The 19,407-nt window shown below is 40.3% G+C and carries 15 protein-coding genes; 3 read left to right on the forward strand and 12 right to left on the reverse strand.

Annotated features, from left to right (window positions below):
• Window positions 1-10: 10 nt before the first annotated feature.
• Window positions 11-1,387, forward strand: coding sequence for a hypothetical protein (locus R3E32_22730; protein MEZ4887566.1), 1,377 nt, complete (start codon window positions 11-13; stop codon window positions 1,385-1,387).
• Window positions 1,388-1,763: 376 nt separating this feature from the next.
• On the opposite strand, the gene R3E32_22735 is transcribed toward R3E32_22730, so the two are convergent.
• The 5 genes from R3E32_22735 to R3E32_22755 form a co-directional block, all read right to left on the reverse strand.
• On the reverse strand, window positions 1,764-3,242 hold the full coding sequence (locus R3E32_22735; GenBank protein ID MEZ4887567.1) for an RICIN domain-containing protein: 1,479 nt from the start codon (window positions 3,240-3,242) through the stop codon (window positions 1,764-1,766).
• A gap of 472 nt (window positions 3,243-3,714) precedes the next feature.
• A complete protein-coding gene (gene moaC / locus R3E32_22740) occupies window positions 3,715-4,152 on the reverse strand; it encodes a cyclic pyranopterin monophosphate synthase MoaC (GenBank protein ID MEZ4887568.1) in 438 nt (145 codons plus the stop codon).
• Window positions 4,153-4,203: 51 nt separating this feature from the next.
• Window positions 4,204-4,647: a molybdenum cofactor biosynthesis protein MoaE gene (locus tag R3E32_22745; protein ID MEZ4887569.1), complete on the reverse strand. Its 444-nt coding sequence runs from the start codon at window positions 4,645-4,647 to the stop codon at window positions 4,204-4,206.
• A 324-nt stretch (window positions 4,648-4,971) separates the two neighbouring features.
• Window positions 4,972-5,484 (reverse strand): biotin transporter BioY, encoded by a 513-nt coding sequence (locus R3E32_22750; protein MEZ4887570.1) that lies wholly within the window; start codon window positions 5,482-5,484, stop codon window positions 4,972-4,974.
• A gap of 110 nt (window positions 5,485-5,594) precedes the next feature.
• Window positions 5,595-7,652, reverse strand: a complete 2,058-nt coding sequence (locus R3E32_22755; GenBank protein ID MEZ4887571.1) for a sodium:solute symporter family protein — start codon at window positions 7,650-7,652, stop codon at window positions 5,595-5,597.
• A 114-nt stretch (window positions 7,653-7,766) separates the two neighbouring features.
• Here R3E32_22755 and R3E32_22760 point away from each other — a divergent pair, with 114 nt between their 5' ends.
• Window positions 7,767-8,666 carry a sugar phosphate nucleotidyltransferase gene (locus tag R3E32_22760; GenBank protein MEZ4887572.1) on the forward strand — a complete coding sequence of 300 codons (900 nt, stop codon included), beginning with the start codon at window positions 7,767-7,769 and terminating at the stop codon, window positions 8,664-8,666.
• A 78-nt stretch (window positions 8,667-8,744) separates the two neighbouring features.
• Here the strand turns inward: R3E32_22760 and R3E32_22765 are convergent, their stop codons facing one another.
• Window positions 8,745-9,470 (reverse strand): MbnP family protein, encoded by a 726-nt coding sequence (locus R3E32_22765; GenBank protein MEZ4887573.1) that lies wholly within the window; start codon window positions 9,468-9,470, stop codon window positions 8,745-8,747.
• Between the two features lie 217 nt (window positions 9,471-9,687).
• On the opposite strand from R3E32_22765, the gene R3E32_22770 reads away from it, so the two are divergent.
• Complete coding sequence (locus R3E32_22770; GenBank protein MEZ4887574.1) at window positions 9,688-10,323, forward strand: ThiF family adenylyltransferase; 636 nt, start codon at window positions 9,688-9,690, stop codon at window positions 10,321-10,323.
• A gap of 84 nt (window positions 10,324-10,407) precedes the next feature.
• Here the strand turns inward: R3E32_22770 and R3E32_22775 are convergent, their stop codons facing one another.
• From R3E32_22775 to R3E32_22800, 6 genes are all read right to left on the reverse strand, one after another.
• Window positions 10,408-11,259: a PD-(D/E)XK nuclease domain-containing protein gene (locus tag R3E32_22775; GenBank protein ID MEZ4887575.1), complete on the reverse strand. Its 852-nt coding sequence runs from the start codon at window positions 11,257-11,259 to the stop codon at window positions 10,408-10,410.
• Window positions 11,190-12,011, reverse strand: coding sequence for an AAA family ATPase (locus R3E32_22780; GenBank protein MEZ4887576.1), 822 nt, complete (start codon window positions 12,009-12,011; stop codon window positions 11,190-11,192). Before R3E32_22780 ends, R3E32_22775 begins: the two co-directional genes overlap by 70 nt.
• A 104-nt stretch (window positions 12,012-12,115) precedes the next feature.
• Window positions 12,116-13,174, reverse strand: coding sequence for a VWA domain-containing protein (locus R3E32_22785; protein ID MEZ4887577.1), 1,059 nt, complete (start codon window positions 13,172-13,174; stop codon window positions 12,116-12,118).
• A 161-nt stretch (window positions 13,175-13,335) separates the two neighbouring features.
• Window positions 13,336-15,348, reverse strand: a complete 2,013-nt coding sequence (locus R3E32_22790; GenBank protein MEZ4887578.1) for a serine hydrolase — start codon at window positions 15,346-15,348, stop codon at window positions 13,336-13,338.
• Between the two features lie 217 nt (window positions 15,349-15,565).
• Entirely contained in the window at window positions 15,566-16,387 is an 822-nt protein-coding gene (locus R3E32_22795; GenBank protein ID MEZ4887579.1) for a DUF4249 domain-containing protein, read from the reverse strand.
• A gap of 194 nt (window positions 16,388-16,581) precedes the next feature.
• Entirely contained in the window at window positions 16,582-18,942 is a 2,361-nt protein-coding gene (locus R3E32_22800; protein MEZ4887580.1) for a TonB-dependent receptor, read from the reverse strand.
• Window positions 18,943-19,407 lie beyond the last annotated feature (465 nt).

Below are 19,407 nucleotides of genomic sequence, written 5' to 3' on the forward strand. Positions count from 1 at the left end.
AACAAGGAATATGTCTAAAAGACACCATGAAGATAGTCTAAAAAACTGGAAAGTCAAAGCAATATCAAGACGAAAAGAAAATGATTATCTGAAAAAGAGAGAGAAGGAATTAATAGCGAGTCGAGATAAATGGAAATCGAAGTATCAAGCAGAAAAGTTGGCGCATAAAAACACGCTATTAGAAGGTAAAAAAGCCAAAGGTCATCACTATAGTTTAGTGATAGTAGTTTTTGTGATGGAGTTATATAAGTATGGGAGTATGAGCTTACGAAGTTGCCGCCATACAATAGCCTGTTTACATCTATGTTTATCCTTGCAAGGAAAAGTTCCTTGTCATAACAGTATTAGAAATTGGCTCTGTAAATGCGGTATATCTCGTGTGAACAACACCACTCTTCAAAATGATAAATATGTGATTTATGTAGATGAGAGTATCAGTTTTGGTAGTGAGAAAATATTATTGATATTAGGCGTAAATACGAATAAAATCCCCAAAAATCGAAGTTTATGTCATTCCGATATGGAAGTGCTTAGTGTGGAAATAGGACAAGAATGGAAAGGTGACAGGGTAGCCGAGTTATTAAAGAAGGCAACAGTGAATAAGACGGTACAATATGTAGTTAGTGATGAGGGTAATAACTTAAAAAAAGCCTATAAGCAATTAGATTACAGGCATATAGAAGACTGCACACATATATTTGCAAATAATTTAAAACGATTGTATAAATCAGATGAGGATTTCATACTGTTTAGCAAACTCATTGGTAAGTTACGCCAAAAATGGAATTTGAGTAAAGCCAATAGCGGGTATATGCCTCCATCCATGCGAGGGAAATTACGTTTTGCTAATATCTTTCCATGTGTCAATTGGGCGAAAAAGATGTTACAAAATTGGGAAGATTTACCCTTAAAAGTTCAAGAAGAGATTCTGTTTTTGAGAGAGAAAGAGGCATTTATTACAGGCTTAATACAGGTAGAAAAAATCTTTAAAACGGTATGCGAGAAATTGAAAAATCATGGGTTTGGGCAATCTCAAAAGAAAGAATTACTTGCTAATTTAACAGAAATTGAAACCCAAATATGGAATGGACTACAAACCAATGCAATTATTTTCATGGAAAATGTCAAAGCATATTTAGAGAAATTAGACACTAAAAGAAAGTGTTTAAATGAAGACTTTTTGCTTTGTAGTTCTGATATCATAGAAAGTTATTTTGGAAAGTTTAAATCTAAAATGAACCCAAATAGTAGAAGCGGATTAACTGAGTTTATTTTCACCATAGCCACTTTTGGAAAAACTTTTTCAATAGATGAGGCTCAAAACGCTTTGGAAAGTATAAAATGTAAGCAATTACAACAGTACAGAACAAAAGCGAAAGAGGCTTAAGTTAAGGCTAAAAAGTTAGAGAGCTTTTTAGCCTTGATTGAACAGCCTATAACAAGTTACTCCGACAGACTTTTGCCGTTGTAAAATCAGGTGTCCCTTTTGACAGGCAATATCACTTGAAATTCAAAGAACAGTCAGAAAAAAGTGATTAAATCCAAAAATAATCCGATTTTTTCTTGCTTTTTAATACAGTTCGTTCAAAGGCTGAACGGGGCGATAATTGTCGTGAACAATGCTGTGTATAGCACTGATTTGTACGGCAGAAGCTTCAACAGGTAGTTTGGTTTTCATTTTTTTTTTTGCGTAAAAACTTCCAAAACAGCCTTAGCTGTTTTGGAAGTTTTTTATTTTGAAGCCAATCAGGAATTGAAGGATTTTACTTCACAATCTGATAATGTTTGAAATACATGTCATCGTCTGTTGTTAAATCGTTGTCAAGCATAATGACATGCACTTGTCCCGAAATATTAGGCGTTCCTTTGCCCGTCATATCGCCAACTGTAATCCCCTCAGGTTCTTCAGCTGTAACCCCACCAGGATGGTATTCATAGCGAAATCTCCTATTAATTGAAGTTTCGGTATAATTAGGATCGTCAAAGTCAGAGCCTTGACTGAAAGACTTGGTGAATTTTCTGCCCGTAGCGTTGTGAAAAACCCATACTCCTCCATCTTTTGCAGGGGTATCGTCCTTTTCCTTTCCATTGACCAAAAATAAAAAATTCCCATCTTCTGAAAAATCACCTCCTTGCATGTACTCTTTTAGGTCTTGCTTACGGCTACCTGTTTCGTTGTAGAGGTTGTAATAATCTTTGAAGAGAATGACGACTTCATTGTTTTTCAGTCGATTGAAATCTACGGTGTAGCGGTGTATTTTTTTGCCAGTATTGCTGTGGTCAATGTGGTTGTTAGAACTGTAAAGCACCTTTGTTATAGGATGAATCGCACACCAGCCAGCTTGTTTCTGTCGGCTAAGTTTTGCTCCGCCAATGTATTGAAGAGTAGAGGCTTTGTAAACTAAAAGATAGGGAACTAGAGTTTTCTCACTAGCTTCAATGGGAACAAATAGGTACCCATCCATATAATCCAAATCACAAAAATGATCGTAACCTTGTTGAGCTAAAAAAGTAGGAATCATGACCCGAAAGATTTGTTTGCTGGAGTTAGGACCATTTACCTCTTCGTTGAGATTGTGGCTAAAGGGAAACTTCCACAGCTTTGTGAGTTGGGTGAAATACCAATTGTTGGAATCGTGGGTGACTCCCTGAAGGTTATCGCTCCAATTGTTGTCTCTATCGGATGGATAGTTGCCCAAGTAGTTGATTTCTTGGATGTCAGTTCTTGGAGGAGGTGGAGAAGTAGCCACTACTTTAAGTCGCCATTTTTGGGCATCCGATCTATTGAGTTTGTATTGCCAAACGGTTGCTCCACTTGATTGACTGCTACCTTTGACATCTAAATAATGACCACTGACCTTGGATTGAATGTAGTAATAACCGCTACCTGCGTTTTGAAGTCTCCATTTTTGAGCATTCGATCCATTTTTTGAGTATTGCCAAACAATTACTCCAGAGCTTGTGCTTCCGTCTTTGACATCTAAATACAAGCCGCTTACTTTGGATTGGATGTAGTAATAGCCACTTCCTGCTGCAATAAATTTCCATTTTTGAGCATCGGTATTGTTTTGTTTGTACTGCCAAATGGGTGTCTTGGGATCTCTGCTACTGCCTTTGACATCTAAATAATGACCACTAACTTTAGATTGAATCGCATAGTAGTAGTTGGTGTTTACCTGTGCTTCAACTGAAATCGAAGATATAGAGATAAGGAAGCAAAGGATTAATAAAAGGTTTTTCATCTGAAAATTTTTTAGAATTAAAAATCACTTTCTTAGATGAAATGGAAATTAGGTTTTGGAATTTTGGTGAAAAATAAAAAGTCATTGAGGGATTGAATTGAAGGAAATATATGGTTATTGAAGTCTGTCTTTCATAATATGCAAGAATTGAAAGTCGGTTTTTCGTACCCACTTCCCTTATTAAATTACACACTTAGAGGCGATAATATCCCTCTACAAAGGCCAGATAGTGAATGGAGTTTGGTAGTTTCGGCTATTGAGATAAAAATTTCTTGACCTGTCATTGACAATTGAAAACAATCAACAAGAGTTTGTATGGACTTCAAACATTTCAAAAAACAGCCAGATTTTCACTATTCATTTAGAAGATATACCGATTAATGCTCCCAGTTGCTGCTACTTAAAGTTGAATGATTGAAGTGGTTCAAAAAACAATTTTGCACCAATTTTTTATTCACAAAGATTGGATGGCTTAAACCTCTTCTTGCAGCAATATATCCGACTTACCGCCTCGCTTCTCCAATAGTCGAATAGTGCTGATTTCGATACCTTTGTCAATGGGTTTCAACATGTCGTAGAGCGTTAGCGCAATGATAGATGCCCCGTGCATTGCTTCTACTTCAACGCCTGTTTTATAAACCGTTTTGACTTCAATGCAGATAAAAATTTGAAGCCCTTCAATGCGGTAACTCACCTGCGTCCATTCAATCGGTAAAGGGTGACAATCGGGAATCAACTCACTCGTTTTCTTCACTCCAAACAATCCCGCAATGCGCCCAGCCTCCAAAACATCGCCTTTCGGAACCGTTTTGTTTTCAATCGCTTCAATCGTTTCTACCTTGCTCACCTTCACAATCGCTTCAGCTTTGGCATATCGAAGTGTCGGTTTTTTGTGTGTAATATCAACCATTTATAAAGTAAAAATTAAAATGAGAATGAAAATAAAAAAACGGGAATCCAGTCAAAGTCTTTCGTCTTTCTCCACATTGACCCAAAGATAGCTATCATCCTCATAAAACTCTTGCTTCCAAACAGGAGCTTTCTCCTTAATCAACTCCACCGTTTGCTCCAAAGCCTCAAACGCCGCCTTTCGGTGCTTCGATTGCACATAAACCAACATAGAAGCTTCCCCAATTTTGACCATCCCAACTGAATGTAAAATCACCAATTTCAAGATGCCATATTGCTGCAAAATGTCATCTTGAATTTCTTGGAAAACCTTGTTTGCCATTGGCGTATAGGCAGTATAGTCAATGCCTACAACTTTTTGGTTTTCCGATTTATCGGCTCGGATGATGCCCAAAAAAAAGGCCTCCGAACCGATGTCGAAACGTGTTCGTGCGCTGCTGATTTTTTGGAGGGTGTCGAGAGGGATAGGGCCTTCAAAGATGAATTTAGATGTCATAATGTGGGTTTAAGGTTTGAACAAGAATTGCTTACGAAAAAATTCTTGCATAACATGTTTAAAGCAAAGTCAAGTGCGGAAAATTCCTTTCAGTAGTCGATTCCCTGATTCATTTCATCGGAGCAGGCTATGTTCAAGGCTGTTCAACAAAGATATACTGAAAATAAGAATTAGTAAAGTTCCCTCCCACCAAAACAATCTCTCCGTTTCTCCACCTCTCCGTTCTAATTCTACGTCAAGTTCAGCCTAAGTTCTCCATATCTCTAGTTCAATTCACTTCAACTGTTGTCAAGGTCTTCAACCTTTGACAAAGTTTTCGTTCATTTATTCAAAAAACCGCCCCTTCAAATAATTCCCAATCGCAGCACCCAACACAATTTTGACCACCGCCCCTCCAATAAAAGGATACAAACCATATTCCAAAGCTTTGTGAAAACCAATGTGGTAAGCAAGATGCATCACCCCAAAAAACAAAATCACAGCCGTACCCAAAGTCATAATCCCCAAAGCCTTTTTGAAGGAAGAAGGAATGGTGTTTTCTGCTAAAAAACCGACCAAAAAAGCGGCAAATACAAAACCATACAAAAACCCACCGCTATTTCCCTTCAATTTTGCGATGCCCGAAGCACTTTCTGCAAAAACAGGAAAACCAACTGCTCCTGTAAACAAATACAGCAAAACCGCAATCATTCCCCAATTCCAACCCAACAAATACGCCACCAACAAGACCGCAAAACTTTGCCCTGTAATCGGAATATAGGGTAAGGGGATGGTGATTTGTGCAAATATCGCTATGAAAATGGCAGCGAGGAAAGTGGGGAGAAGTTTTTGAAGCATGGTTTTTTGGTTTTAATAGGAAAGAAGACTACGGAAGTCTTAAAGACTTCCGTAATCTCATGTGAAATCGTTCCTTTCTATCTATCAGTTCCTGTTCAAAATCAAAGCTATCAGTGATTCACCTTACCCCAAATTTTAAACAACAAAAACGCTCCAACAACTGCCACAACTGTCGAAATAACTGCACTCACTGTTTCGCCATAAATCCAATAACCCGTTCCGAAAAGCGTTGCATAGACTGTAAAACAGCCAATAATCATACCTCCAATTTCCAAGGGCAATTGACCTGTTTTTACCTCCGATTCCTTCAATGTTCCTGCTGCAACCGCTGCATTTACCACAGGTTTCCAGCCCGCTTTTGCAGGTTTAATAAGGCGGTAAAAACTCACCAATTTTTCCTTATCCGTTGGAGCCGTCAGAAAAGTAGCTGCTAACCAAGCAACAGTCGTAATAGCAATACCCGCCATGAGTTTTTGGTAGTCCAACAATCCCAAATCAACAAAGTGAAAAAAGAGGGCAACGATAAAAGACACCACCATTGCAGTCACCTCACTATACGCATTGATGCGCCACCAAAACCACCGAAGGATGTAAATCAAACCCGTTCCTGCACCGATTTGCAGCAAAATATTGAAGGCTTGCAAGGCATTGCTCAAAGCCAAAGCAAACAAAGCCGCAAAGAGCATCAGAACCACCGTAGAAATTCGCCCAATCATCACCAACTCTTTTTCAGAGGCTTCGGGCTTGTAAAACCGCTTGTAAAAATCATTGACCACATAAGAAGAACCCCAATTGAGGTGCGTCGAAATCGTGGACATGAAGGCTGCAATGAGCGATGCAACAACCAAACCCAACAAACCTGCTGGCAGAAATGGCAGCATAGCAGAATACGCCAAATCATTGCCGAGTTTGCTGACTTCAATGTTGGGGTTTGCCAATTGCAGATAGACAACTTCTTGATCGTTCAGTAGATTGGTCCAGGTACTTTTATCGGATTTGCCTTTGTTTCGCTCTTTGAAGATGTAGGCAAGTGACTTGATTTGTGGCTCAGTATCATTTTCGATAATGATTTTTTTGAGAGCTGAGTATTGATTTTTTTGAGTTGCATCACTTGATTGTTCGACTTGGTAATCAATAGCATCTAGTAATATATCCACATCTTCGGCTTTCACCCTTTCTGCCAAAAACTGCATTGCATTGTCTGCAACAGGTACCTGACTGTAGTTGTTGGTCAGTTCCATCGGGAAAACCACCAAAGAAGCCAAAGCAATCAAAATCCATGGCCACGGACGGAGTGCATAGTGGGCAACATTGAAGAGTAAAGTAGCTCCCATTGCATTGTTTTCGTCTTTGGCAGCCAACATTCGTTGGGCAATGTAACCGCCTCCACCAGGTTCTGCTCCCGGATACCAAACACTCCACCATTGAACCGCTAAGGGAATGATGAACAGAGGAAGCAACACATTCATATTGTTGAAGTCGGGCAATAGATTCAACTTACCGATGACATTTTCATGGCTCAGTAAACTGGTTAGTCCATTGATTTGGGGCAAGTTGACGACCACATAAGCTGCCCAAACTGCGCCAATCATTGCCATGCCAAACTGTACAAAATCGGTGATGATAACGCCTCTCAAACCGCCCAAAGCGGAATAAATTACCGTCACAACAGAGGCTATGAATAAGGTCTGCAAAGGAGTCAAGCCCAATAGCACACCTCCAATCTTAATGGCTGCCAGACAAACACTTGCCATAATCAAGACATTGAAGAAAACGCCCAAATAGATGGCTCTAAAACCTCGCAAAAAAGCCGCCATTTTGCCGCTGTATCGAAGTTCGTAGAATTCCAAATCGGTCATGATTTTGGAGCGTCGCCATAGTTTAGCATATACAAAAACGGTCAACATTCCTGTGAGCAAAAACGCCCACCAAACCCAGTTACCTGCAATGCCGTTTTTGCGAACAATGTCTGTTACCAAATTGGGCGTATCTGCTGAGAAAGTAGTGGCTACCATCGAGATACCCAACAGCCACCATGGCATGTTTCGCCCTGATAAGAAAAACTCCTTGGAGTCTTTGCCCGCTTGTTTGGTGACCCAAAGCCCTATGACCAAAGAAACGACAAAAAAGCCGCCTATAAATATCCAGTCCAGTCCAGTTAAATTCATGTTGTCTAAATGAAAATTGAAATCAAAAAAATGTTAGGGGAAAATTACAATTAATTTCTTCTAATTTCAATTTATATCCTTACTTTCCCAGTTTGATATTCCAAAATTAGACAGATGAAACCAACCTTATTGATTTTGGCGGCAGGCATGGGCAGCCGTTACGGAGGATTGAAGCAAATAGACGGTGTAGGACCTTCGGGTGAAACGATTATTGACTATTCTATTTACGATGCCATTCGGGCGGGATTTGGAAAAGTTGTTTTTGTGATTCGCCACAGTTTTGAAGAAGCTTTTAAGACGCAATTTGCGAAACGCTGGGAGGGCAAAATTGCGATTGACTATGCCTATCAGGAAGTCAATACACCCATTGAAGGGCTGGACGAAATGCCTGAGCGCAGCAAGCCGTGGGGAACAGCTCATGCGACTTTGGTGGCGGCGGATTTGATTCAAGAACCTTTTGCAGTCATCAATGCGGATGATTATTATGGTGCGGATTCTTTTCAGCAAATCGCTGATTTTCTCACTTCAATGGCTGCTTCTGACCACTATGCAATGGTGGGTTTTCAGTTGAAAAATACGATTTCACCTTACGGCACAGTGTCGAGGGGAATTTGTGAGGCAGATAAAAATGGATACTTGAAAACGGTTGTGGAGCGCACCAAAATTCAACGATTGGAGGATGGCAATATCTATTTTTTGGAAGGTGAACAGCCCGAATTGTTGGGGGAAAATGCAGTGGTTTCGATGAATTTTTGGGGCTTTCATCCCAATATTTTTGAAGAAATGCGAAAGCAGTTCATCGAATTTGCTAAAGAAAATGCAGATAATCCAAAGGCAGAATTTTACATTCCTTTGTCGGTGAATATCTTGATTCAAACGGGCAAAATCAAATTGTCTGTTTTGACGAGTACCGAACAGTGGTATGGTGTGACCTATCAAGAAGACCGTCCGACGGTGGTAGATGCGCTTCAAAAGTATGCGGATGAAGGAAAATATCCGCATACTTTGGGATAGAAAGGAATAGACTTCGGACGCTTTATTTTTCAAAAGTAAACCTCCGAAGTCTTTATTTTACTTCAAAATGTGTCCTTCTTATTCAAATGCGGCCACCAAATTTTTCTTCACCTTTTGCGCCAATGTAGGATTATCACCTGTTTGGGTTTGGTTCTCATTGATGATGTCAATCGGTGTAGTGGCATTGTCAAATATCTGGTCAATATTTAAGACAATTTTTACTTTGGTTTCCTCTTTGTCGTCAATTTCAATGCTGCGTGGAAGGGTAATTTCTTGGTAGTAAGGATTGGTTCCCAAATGGTATAAAAAAGCATCGGTCAAATCTGAGACATTGGAGTCTGCGCTTGCCCTGCCTTCAAATTTTACGAATTTGTACATCGTTGCCCATACCCAATACATGCCTCTGTCGCTGTGAAAGGGGCTGTCTTCTGCAACCGTTGTTGGATCGGTGAGATTGAGGTCGGGGTCTAAGCCCAATCCAAATTTGATAGCTGTATATTTCCCTTCTGGAATGTTGAATTTCAAGCTATTGGGGTCGGTATAGTTGTGCAGCACCACATCAACAAGTGGCTGTTCTGTGCCATCTTCTGAAATGAGGGCAATGTTGGAGAGGTAGAATAAAAGCGTTTCAAATTTGTATTGTTGATTGAGGCTGTTTAGATAGGCATTGCCCATCGAAAAAGATGCACCATCTACTTGTTCTTCAATTTGCAGAAAGGTGTTGAACTCCGCATCTTTTTTACAAGCATTGAAGGTAAATACAATGATGATTGCTAAGAATAAAATCTTTTTTAGTGTATTCATGAATTTAAACTAAAGTTTGTGTGTTAAACAATATGCGTTTTGATTGCAGCTAATTTTTACTTTGGTTATCAGTATTTTACTTCAATGACCAATGAACGAAAATCTATTAAAACTGCTAAAGCAAAGATATTGGATTGGTCGCATCTATTGTGTATCACTTGTTACATTTTTTGTTGAAACACAAAAATCTTTTCACTTAAAATAACGAATAAAAAGTATGTCTATTTTTTACCATGAAGAACTGTACCGTTCGGATGCGGTACTTCAAAAACTGAAGCGATTGAAGGTCACAATTTGTGGGGCAGGTGCTTTGGGTGGCAACATTGTCGAAAGTTTGGCTCGTTCGGGTTTTGGTCAATTGAAGGTGATTGACTTTGACCGCATCGAAGAACGAAACCTATCGACACAGCCTTTTCAAAAGTCGGATATTGGTGCCTTTAAAGCACAAATGATTGCCAACAATTTGTACCGTGCTGTTGGCGCAAGGGTGGAAGGGGTTATCAAGCGATTGGAGGAAAACAATGTTCACAAATTATTGAAAGATAGTGATTTGGTGGTGGATGTTTTTGACAATAGCATCAGTCGACAAGTGGTGACGGATTATTGCACCAATAAAAAAGTGCCGTGTTTGCATGTTGGTTTGGCGGGCGATTATGCGGAGGTGATTTGGAACGAGTTGTACCGTGTGCCTTCGGCTACGAATGACGATGTGTGTGACTATCCGTTGGCCCGCAACTTGGTGACTTTGGCGACTTCGGTGGCTTGTGAAGTGATTGTGGGTTTTGCCGCAAAGGGGGTGCAGGAGAGTTATACGATTACTTTGGGGGATTTTGCGGTGAAGCGGTTTGTTTGAAATTGGTTGTTCAAATTGAGATTGTATGTTTAATACAATTGATATTCATTGTGTTCAGTATTGTTTTGAAGCCTGATCGCAAAGTTACTTCAACCGCTTATCCCAAACCTCCCATTCAATTTTTTTAACCTCTCTTTTTGCCCTGTCAAAAGCTACACCCATCAAAATCACTTCTTTAGTTGTATTGAGGAAAGAATGAGCATATTTTTGCTCTTTTATTTGCTTCAGAGCAACTTCTGCATCCTCCAATTTGTATTCCATAATGTAGATATAGTCTGTGACTTCAATGACCGCATCCAAACGCCCTTTGTGTTTGATGATTTCACATTGGATTCGAATGCCTATGTATTGCAGCACCAAATAAATAATGGTTTGAAAGTATCCTTCCCAAGCCATAAACTCTTGAAGCTCTCTCTGTGCATCTTTTTTCTTTTTTTCGAAGGGAAATAAATGATGGGATATATCTGAAAACAAAACATTTAACTGTTCTTCAAACACTCGAATATTTCTGTTTTTGAGTGCTTTCTCCAATTGAATGGTTGCAGTATTGATCACACTTGGTGGCTTGAAAGTATAAACTTCAATGAGATTTTGAACAAAAGAACGTTGGACTTCTTGGTTTGGATAGTTTAGGGTGTAATAGACACTTGTATCTTCATATTGAACTTTTTTTATCGTAGAATATCCAGTTTGAAAAAGAAGTGGATAAACATCAATGCCATATCGAATGTCAAATTTATTGAAAAAACTGCTATCCACCTCTTTGTAAGCAATTGTATCACCAGAAACCCGATAATGACGCAAAATTTCGACTAAAAAAGCAGGCGTTCCTGTTTCAAACCAATAATTATCAAATATTCCCTCCTTCAAAAATTTGATGACTGAAAAAGGATTGTAAACAAATTGCTCACCATCCCATGAATAGCCATCATACATTTTTTGTATGTTCCCAATACTTTTTCGACAGGCTGCTTAAGCTTTTTGGCTACTTTCTGCAAATGTGCCTCAAAATAATGCCTCAATTCTTTGTGGGTAATTCCTGTTAGTGTGGCATAAGTAGGTTGGAGTGTCAAATCGTCTAAATTGTTTAAAACAGAAAATAAGGACACTTTTGAAAATTTGGCAATGCCTGTAATGAAGAGAATGCGTAACTTATCTCCTAAAAACTTTAACCCACCATAAAATTCTCTTAAAATTTCTCGGTGTTCATTTGCTTTAGATAAATCTGTTATGTAGTCGGTAATCGGCTTATCATATTCATCTATCAAAACCGCCACTTTTTCTGTTTTCGACAACCCTTCAATCAAATCACGAAAAGCATCCTTACAATTGTCAGAACGAATACTGAGATCATACTCATTTCCAATTTTTTGCAGCTCTTCTGTCAATGCCTGTTCCAGCCCTTTTGCTTGGTAAGCGATGATTGAAAAATCCAAGTGAATGACAGAATGTTTTTTCCATTCTATCTTGTTATAAATCCAGAAATCTTTGAATAAATCTTGATTCCCCAACAGAATTTGCTTCAATGTATCTACCAACAATGACTTACCAAAGCGGCGAGGACGAGATAGGAAATAGTAAGTACCTTCCGTTAATAATTTGTGAATCAAGGGAGTCTTATCAACATAGATTAAATCTTCGTCAATGAATTGCTTGAAATGTTGGTTGCCAATTGGGAGTTTTTTCATAACTGAAAGATACGAAATTTGCTCAAATGTCTTATAAATACACTGCTAATTTACTACAAAAGAGCAACAATCTAAACCACCTCACTATCCTTCAATTTTTTTCTCTACTGACACCCACTCGTAAAACCCGCAGCATCAAACGTAGTCGTCACCGAACCCTTCAAGTTGCCAGAAGTTGCTTCAATACGGAGTTCATTCATGCCACTGCCATCCCTTTTTGGGCTACAATACTCAAACAAATAGTAGCTATTTGCCTCACTCGAAATCAATTGAGCAATTTCATTAAAGATAGCTTCCAATTCCTCTTTGTCGGCTGCAAAGAAAGAACCATCACGACCGATTTGCTTCAATACCGTTTCGTCAATTTCTTCACCCAAACCAATCGTGAAAGTAGTCACATTGGAGATGTTGTTGTTTACAGCATTGAGTGCATCTTGCTTCGAATGTCGGGCAGCTTGATCCGTTCCGTCCGTGAATATCACCATCGAAACTGCTGAAATAATATCTTGTTGTTGGTAAGAAACCAGCACTTCCTGCGCCTTTACCACACCTTTGATAACTGCGCCATACAAGTCAGTAGAAGGGTCGCTGCTAATATTGGCAGTGATGCTTTCCACAGCCGCTTTGAGTTTTGCATTGCTGTGGGTAAAATCTTGCAACAAATGTAGTTTGTCCTCTCCATCAAACCACCGTATGCTCATTCTGTAGGCTTCACCCACATTCTCGGGTTGTACTTGGTCAATAAAACTTTTGGCGGCTTCCTTCAATTCGCTCAAACTTGTGGCAGTGACGCTTGCGCTCAAATCTAAAATCAGGATGGTATTGAAGGTAAATATCTGAGAATGAGGGCGAATTTTGGAGTTGGCTTCAAAACTCGATACCGCTCTTGCACAATCATCGTTTCTGCCTTTCTCCAAAATGACAAAATTGTCGCTGGTCAATTGTGGAATCGGTTTGTCGTTTTTGTCATCAACTTTGAAGAATACAGAAACACTCGAAGGAAGGCTAACGAACTGGTCTTGAATGGTCAATACCAAATCTTTAGAGTTGTCCAAAGGGCAAGTGATGGTATCGTCGTCTTTGCCGCCAACGAGGTTGCAGCCGCTTCCAAACATCAAAAAAGTGAATAGCAAGGCAATTGCAGAAAGGTTGAAAAATTTCATAAAGAGATGATTTGTTTTTTGTTAGACAAGTAGAATTGGACACACAAATCTCAAGTGATTTGTGTTAATCTTATATCCAACAGCTTGGAAAAATGTAATCAGTAGGTAAGCGGCGGCATTGGGTTTGTATAAAGACTTCGCAAGAGTGGGAAAGTTGCATCCTAATAACGCTCCAAATCAAACAATTCATATCCTTCGTTTCTCAATTCCTCCATTTTTTTGTAGAAAGGACAAAAACGCAGGTCTTGGTGAACGGCAAATTTACCGCCTCCTTCTCGCCAAACACCCGTCCAAAACTCCTCACCCTTTGAAGTATAAACCTCCACGTCAATCAATCTAAGCCCCTGCTTCGCCAATTCTTTTTGCTTTGCCTGAAATTCCTGTTTCGACAAATTGCGGTGTAGCGCATGTTCATCTTTTCCTTCAATAAATACGCCCACCCATTTTCGATTGCCATTTATGTTGGTGTATGTTTCTATGTCAATCAGTCGCAACCCTTCTGCTGTCAGGGATTTGTATTTTTTATTGAACACATCAACCATATCCAGTCCAATGCCTTTTAAGAGCGAATTGTCTTGTAAAAAAGCATACTTCTGCCTTCCTTCCATGAAAACACCAGCCCATTTTTGCGTTTCACCACTTTTTCGATAGGTTTCTACATCAATGAGGCGCAAACCTTTTGCCGCCATTTCCTCTACTTTTGCTGCAAAATCTTCCTCGTTCATGTCCTGCCACATCGCATATTTGCCCTCCTCTTTCACAAAAACGCCATCCCATTTTCGTTCATCTTCCTCCAAAAAGGTTTCAAAATCCATCAAGCGATAACCCTTTTCTGCCAAGTCTTTACACTCCATATCGAATTCTTCGCCAGTATAAGCCACACGCACTAGATAATCGCTGTTGCCGCTTTGCCAAACGCCTGTAAACTGATGTTTTGACGCACGACTTTTTTCATCGCAATTCCACTCATAAACATCTATGCTTTTGCTGATTCCCAACACTTTCAATATCTTATCTGCAATAATCCAAGGATTTGCCCACTCCGAATTGCACATCACCGCCACGCCAATCCCTTGATTTGGATAGCACAAATACAAAGTTTTTGTTTTGGTCTGCGAACCACTGTGCCACACCCGCAAGTTGACCCCCGAACCATTCACGCCAAAACCATATCCATAATCGGCTACACTGCCGTCCTTATCAGGTTTGTCTTGTTTGGTCCACATCTTGTCGTAAGTCGCTGACTTCAATATCTTTCGGTTGACCACACCCTGCATAAATTTGGTGAGGTCGCCAATCGTAGAATGAAAACCACCTGCGGGCAGTTTCCAAGTGATGTTGTCATCGTTTCGTAGTTCAATTTCGCCCATGTCGTTTTTGAAGTAGCCTTTTACTTCGTTGGCCGAATTTCCAAAATGGTAATCGGGCTGCAATGTTGTCATACCTAAAGGGCTGGCAATGTATTCGCTTACCATATCTATATAGCCTTTTTGATAGGCATCTTTCCCCGCTTTTTCGACGACTGCTCCCGCCAAATTGAAGCCAAAGGTCGAGTATAAGTATTGTGTGCCAGGCGTAGATTGAAGGGGGGCATCTGCAAAAATGTTGACTGATAAATAAGAATTGTAGGGTTGATTGTCGGAATAGGCTATCTGCAATCGGTTCCAATTGGGGTAACTTTTGTCCATTTCGTCATAATGTCCAATACCGCTTTGATTTTGAAGCAAATAGTTCATGGTGACTCCTTTTTCAGGAAAATTCTCTACATACGAATGAACATCTTTGTCCAAATCCAATTTGTCGTTTTCCCACAATTTCATGGCTGCAATCGAGGTAAGCGATTTCGCCATTGAAGCCCACCGAAATTTGCTGTCTAAATCCACCTTTTTTTGGGCTGCTCGGTCTTCATATCCAAACCCCTTCAAATAAGCAATTTGTCCATTGTTCACCACGCCAATCGCTAATCCAATCAGTTCTTGTTTGACGATTTCTTCGTTTACAATTTGCTCTATTTGTTGGCTTTCGGAGGCAGGCAAAGCTTGTTGGACTTGTGCTGAGGAGCTTTGAAGCAGAAATAAACGGCTAAAGAGTATCATCCAACACAGTGAATGGAATAGTTTTTTTTTATTGTCGTTTTTTGTTTTTGCAGTCCGACAAAAGTGTAGCGTTTCCATGAATAAGGGAGTTTGAAGGTTAATGGTGTTGTACCAAAATGGAATGAATGGTTTGTTTATTTCATTGGAGAGAGTGATTGCACTGGTATTGCAATATAGCATTTTTTTGGGGAAAATGGGAAATTAACTAAGCCTCGAAATCACTCTAACCAAATCTTTTTCTGCAATATTTTTCCATTATCGCTCTGCAATTGAAGGATATAGATACGACTGTTTACTATGGCGTTATTGTAATCGTCTTCTCAACCACCGATGCCGCACTAAAATGCCCTATCGCACCATTGCTGATATTGCTCGGAATATTGGCAGGTGGACCGTCAAAAGGGCCTCCTCGCCAAACCGTTTCCAGCATGACGGCCTCAAAAAAGTCCAAGGTTTCTTCTGGAATTGCCCGCATTTGCAGTGTCACTGTGTCGCCCATTGCAAAATACACATTGTCCATTTCGATGCCGTTGATGTAATTGCCGTCCACAAAGTCATCTCGTTCAAAAGCGGCATTTTTCAAGGTATCGGTTTTGTCGACTCCATTGACAAAGGTTTTCCACATATAAAAATCGCCTTTTCCTTGCGGCTCCTGTACATACATGAGGAGGTAGTAAATATCGGTTTCCTCGGGTTCATCTTCTGCCAAATCTTCATCCATTTCGTATTGAAGTGAATCTATTTCAACAATGCGTTTCATGGTCGAAATGGCTTCGTAGTATTCGCCATTGTAGTCAATTTGAAGCGTATAGGTTTTGCCGATTTCTCCTTTCACCGTTGGGGCAGTTTGGTAAATGCCTGCTGTGGTTTCGGTCAAATCAAAGGTTTGTGTGCCATCTGTGATGCTGACCTTTGCGCCAATGGCTCGTGGTGCTTCTTGGTTGGCGAAATAGTCGCTTGTGAGCGTCAATTCAATGGTTTGTGCTTCGGCTTGATTCGTAAACCAGCCTTCAACTACCAGTCGCTGAAAGTCTTGGTTGTTGAGGTCAAGCTGTATATCTTCGGTGCAACTTGTGGTTAGCATATAAGCCAATAGGATGAAAAAGAATATTCTCATTTTTTTGTGTTAATGTGTTAATGTATTGGTGTTTTTTTGTGTTGAGGTGTTGAGGTCTTTCATCTTTCGTCCAAATTCTAAACCAGTCCTTCAACAAGATTCCTTCGGAGTGATAGGTAAAAAAAACTCTGTGCCTCCGTTTCTCTGTGTTCAATCAAAAAAATTCTCCCTCTATGCCTCCGTGTTCATCCTTCTCAAAATTTGAAGTTTCTCGTCACCGATGGAATGATTCCAAACAGATACAATTTCTCTGCCTTTGTGACCGTAGGATTTTCGGTATCTTGGACAAAATTGATAGAGAAAGCATTTTTGCGGAAGTAGGTGTTGTAAACCGAAAAGACCCATTCATTGGTGAGCTTTCGATTGGGATTTTTCTTCGATTTGGGGCGAAGTGTAGCAGACAAATCCAAGCGATGGTAAGCGGGCAATCTTGCAGCGTTGCGGTCAGAATAGACGGGTGTAACCATGTTGCCATATTCAAAACGACCCGTTGGCATGGTCACTGCAGCGCCTGTCGAATAGGTCCAATTGCTTCCAAACGTCCATTTGTCGTTCAAATCGTAAGTGGCAAACAACGAAACATCGTGGGTTCGGTCGTAGCGGTTGGGATAGGTTTTTCCGTTGTTGATTTCTGGAATTTTGCGCTCTGTTCTCGACAAAGTATAGCTCAACATTCCCTGCAATTTGCCCTCCTGTTTTCTGACCATGAACTCCAAACCATAGGCATACCCTTCTCCAATCCTCAGTTCTCCTTCCAAATATTCATTCAGCAACAACTGTGCGTGGTCTTTGAAGTCAATTTGGTTGTCCATGTTTTTGTAGTAGGCTTCAATAGAGGTTTCAAACATGTTGTTTTTGAAGTTGCGGAAGTAGCCTACTGCAATTTGGTCGGCACGTTGTGGGTCGACATTGGTACTACTTGGAAACCAAATGTCTAAGGGGGATGCTGAAGTGGAATTGGAGGCCAAATGAACGTATTGAACAGTACGGTTGTAGCTCAATTTGACCGAACTTTCATCGTTTAGGCTGTATTTGAGCGATAATCGAGGTTCGATTCCCGTGTGGGTTTTATAGATTTCTCCTTTGTTGTAATGCGTTGAATCCATGACGGTGTAATTGTCGGGATTGCTTTTGTCGTAGGTATAAACGGTGGCTTTTCCCACATTCTGAAATGCCGAAAATCGCAGTCCATAGGTTGCCTTCAATCGGGGAGTGATTTTGTGGTCATTGCTGATATAAGCGGCGTGTTCCCAAGCATAGATTTCAGGCAGCTTGATGTCGTTGAAAATACCTCCATCTGTTGGAGTGACGCTGCGGGCATGACCTGGCGAAAATTGGTAGTAGGTAGAATGTACGCCAAACTTCAAGGTATTGTCTGGATTGAGGAAATAATTGAAGTCCACCTTGCCTGTTTGGTTGGTGATGTCAGATGTCCATTCAAAGGCATCAACGCCAGCAGGATCGCCCAGGAGATAATCAAAATTACTGTAAATCAGTGAAGTATTCATAAATAATCGGTTATTGAAGGTGTGGTTCCATCGAAGTGTGCCTGTACCATTTCCCCATTGCATTTTGAATTCGTCACTGAATTTGAAGACATCTCGCCCAAAATATCCAGACAAGAAGATGCGGTCTTTTTCGCTGATGCGGTAGTTTCCTTTGAGGTTGAGGTCGTAAAAGTAGAGTTTGTTTTCCTTCAATTCAGGGTCACTGGACAGTCCCAAAAATAAGTCGGCATACGTTCGACGACCTGAAACTAAAAATGACCCTCGCCCCTTTGCAATCGGAGCTTCGAGCGTCAATCGACTCGAAATCGTTCCGACTCCACCAGATGCGGTGAACTTTTTGGAGTTGCCTTCTTTCATCCGAATGTCTAAAACTGATGACAAACGCCCTCCGTATTGGGCAGGGATGCCGCCTTTGTAGAGCTGCATGTCTTTGATAGCATCGGGATTGAAGACCGAAAAGAAACCCATGAGGTGAGAGGCGTTGTAAACGGGGGCTTCGTCCAATAAAATGAGGTTTTGGTCGACATTGCCGCCTCTGACGTACAAACCTGATGTGCCTTCCCCCGCTGATTGTACGCCTGGCAACAATTGAAGGGCTTTGATAATGTCAACTTCACCAAACAGTGCAGGCAGTTTTTTGATGGATTCGATTTTCATATTGACCGAACTCATTTCGGTGGATTCTATGTTTTTGTCTTTCCTTTCGGAGGTGACGGTAAATTCTTCCAACTCTTCTCCTTTCATAGAAAGTTCTATGTTTTTGACGACTGCTCCTTCTAAATCAATAGTTTGAATGATGCTTTCGTAACCGATATAGGAGAACACAATTTCGTAAGTGCCTCTCGGTATGGTCAGTGAGTAGAAGCCATAAACGTTGGTAACGCCACCTGTTCCCAATTCCTTGACATAGATGTTCACGCCAATGAGTTCTTCGCCTGAGGCGGCATCGGTAATGTGTCCACTTAGGGTGGTTTTTTGAGGATTTTGCTGCCCAAAAGTTGGCGCAGCGAGTGAGCATAGGAGCAAAAATAAAAGTACTTTTTTCATTAGATAGTGTATGGTTTTGGGTTGAGCAAAGGATAGCCATGTACTGAAATACTTGATTTTAAAGCAGTCAATATTCGTGGTAATCCTGCAATGTGTTTAAGTCTGTTTAATAATTGCAGAAACGCAAGTTTTCGTCAATGCGTTTCTTTTGACGTGTAAAAGTTGGTGGTTTTAAGAAAGCTTAACCTTTTTCTGCAATGACAATATTTATGGGCTGAACCACTATTGCAGCGATGGTTTTTGTGTTTTTGAAGTTTATTTGTTGGTAATGACAGGAGAATGTTGGAAGGTTGCAGTTGAGCAAGCGGATTTTCTTTGGCGGTTAGCAAAAATGATTCATTGCTCTATTTTCGTACAGACATATTCTGCACTTTACTTCAAGCATTTGTTATTGAAGTATTTCTGAATTATCTGAAGAAGCGTCATTTTCATCATCAATACTATCAATTAGCAAAGAAGTAAGCG

It is taken from the genome of Chitinophagales bacterium, from assembly GCA_041392475.1.
GTDB lineage: Bacteria > Bacteroidota > Bacteroidia > Chitinophagales > UBA2359 > JAUHXA01.

What these genes read in the sequence shown, in the direction of transcription:
- R3E32_22730 (MEZ4887566.1), top strand. Translation starts at nt 11, where the DNA reads ATGTCTAAAAGACACCATGAAGATAGTCTAAAAAACTGGAAAGTCAAA.
- R3E32_22735 (MEZ4887567.1), bottom strand. Translation starts at nt 3,242, where the DNA reads ATGAAAAACCTTTTATTAATCCTTTGCTTCCTTATCTCTATATCTTCG.
- moaC (MEZ4887568.1), bottom strand. Translation starts at nt 4,152, where the DNA reads ATGGTTGATATTACACACAAAAAACCGACACTTCGATATGCCAAAGCT.
- R3E32_22745 (MEZ4887569.1), bottom strand. Translation starts at nt 4,647, where the DNA reads ATGACATCTAAATTCATCTTTGAAGGCCCTATCCCTCTCGACACCCTC.
- R3E32_22750 (MEZ4887570.1), bottom strand. Translation starts at nt 5,484, where the DNA reads ATGCTTCAAAAACTTCTCCCCACTTTCCTCGCTGCCATTTTCATAGCG.
- R3E32_22755 (MEZ4887571.1), bottom strand. Translation starts at nt 7,652, where the DNA reads ATGAATTTAACTGGACTGGACTGGATATTTATAGGCGGCTTTTTTGTC.
- R3E32_22760 (MEZ4887572.1), top strand. Translation starts at nt 7,767, where the DNA reads ATGAAACCAACCTTATTGATTTTGGCGGCAGGCATGGGCAGCCGTTAC.
- R3E32_22765 (MEZ4887573.1), bottom strand. Translation starts at nt 9,470, where the DNA reads ATGAATACACTAAAAAAGATTTTATTCTTAGCAATCATCATTGTATTT.
- R3E32_22770 (MEZ4887574.1), top strand. Translation starts at nt 9,688, where the DNA reads ATGTCTATTTTTTACCATGAAGAACTGTACCGTTCGGATGCGGTACTT.
- R3E32_22775 (MEZ4887575.1), bottom strand. Translation starts at nt 11,259, where the DNA reads ATGTATGATGGCTATTCATGGGATGGTGAGCAATTTGTTTACAATCCT.
- R3E32_22780 (MEZ4887576.1), bottom strand. Translation starts at nt 12,011, where the DNA reads ATGAAAAAACTCCCAATTGGCAACCAACATTTCAAGCAATTCATTGAC.
- R3E32_22785 (MEZ4887577.1), bottom strand. Translation starts at nt 13,174, where the DNA reads ATGAAATTTTTCAACCTTTCTGCAATTGCCTTGCTATTCACTTTTTTG.
- R3E32_22790 (MEZ4887578.1), bottom strand. Translation starts at nt 15,348, where the DNA reads ATGGAAACGCTACACTTTTGTCGGACTGCAAAAACAAAAAACGACAAT.
- R3E32_22795 (MEZ4887579.1), bottom strand. Translation starts at nt 16,387, where the DNA reads ATGAGAATATTCTTTTTCATCCTATTGGCTTATATGCTAACCACAAGT.
- R3E32_22800 (MEZ4887580.1), bottom strand. Translation starts at nt 18,942, where the DNA reads ATGAAAAAAGTACTTTTATTTTTGCTCCTATGCTCACTCGCTGCGCCA.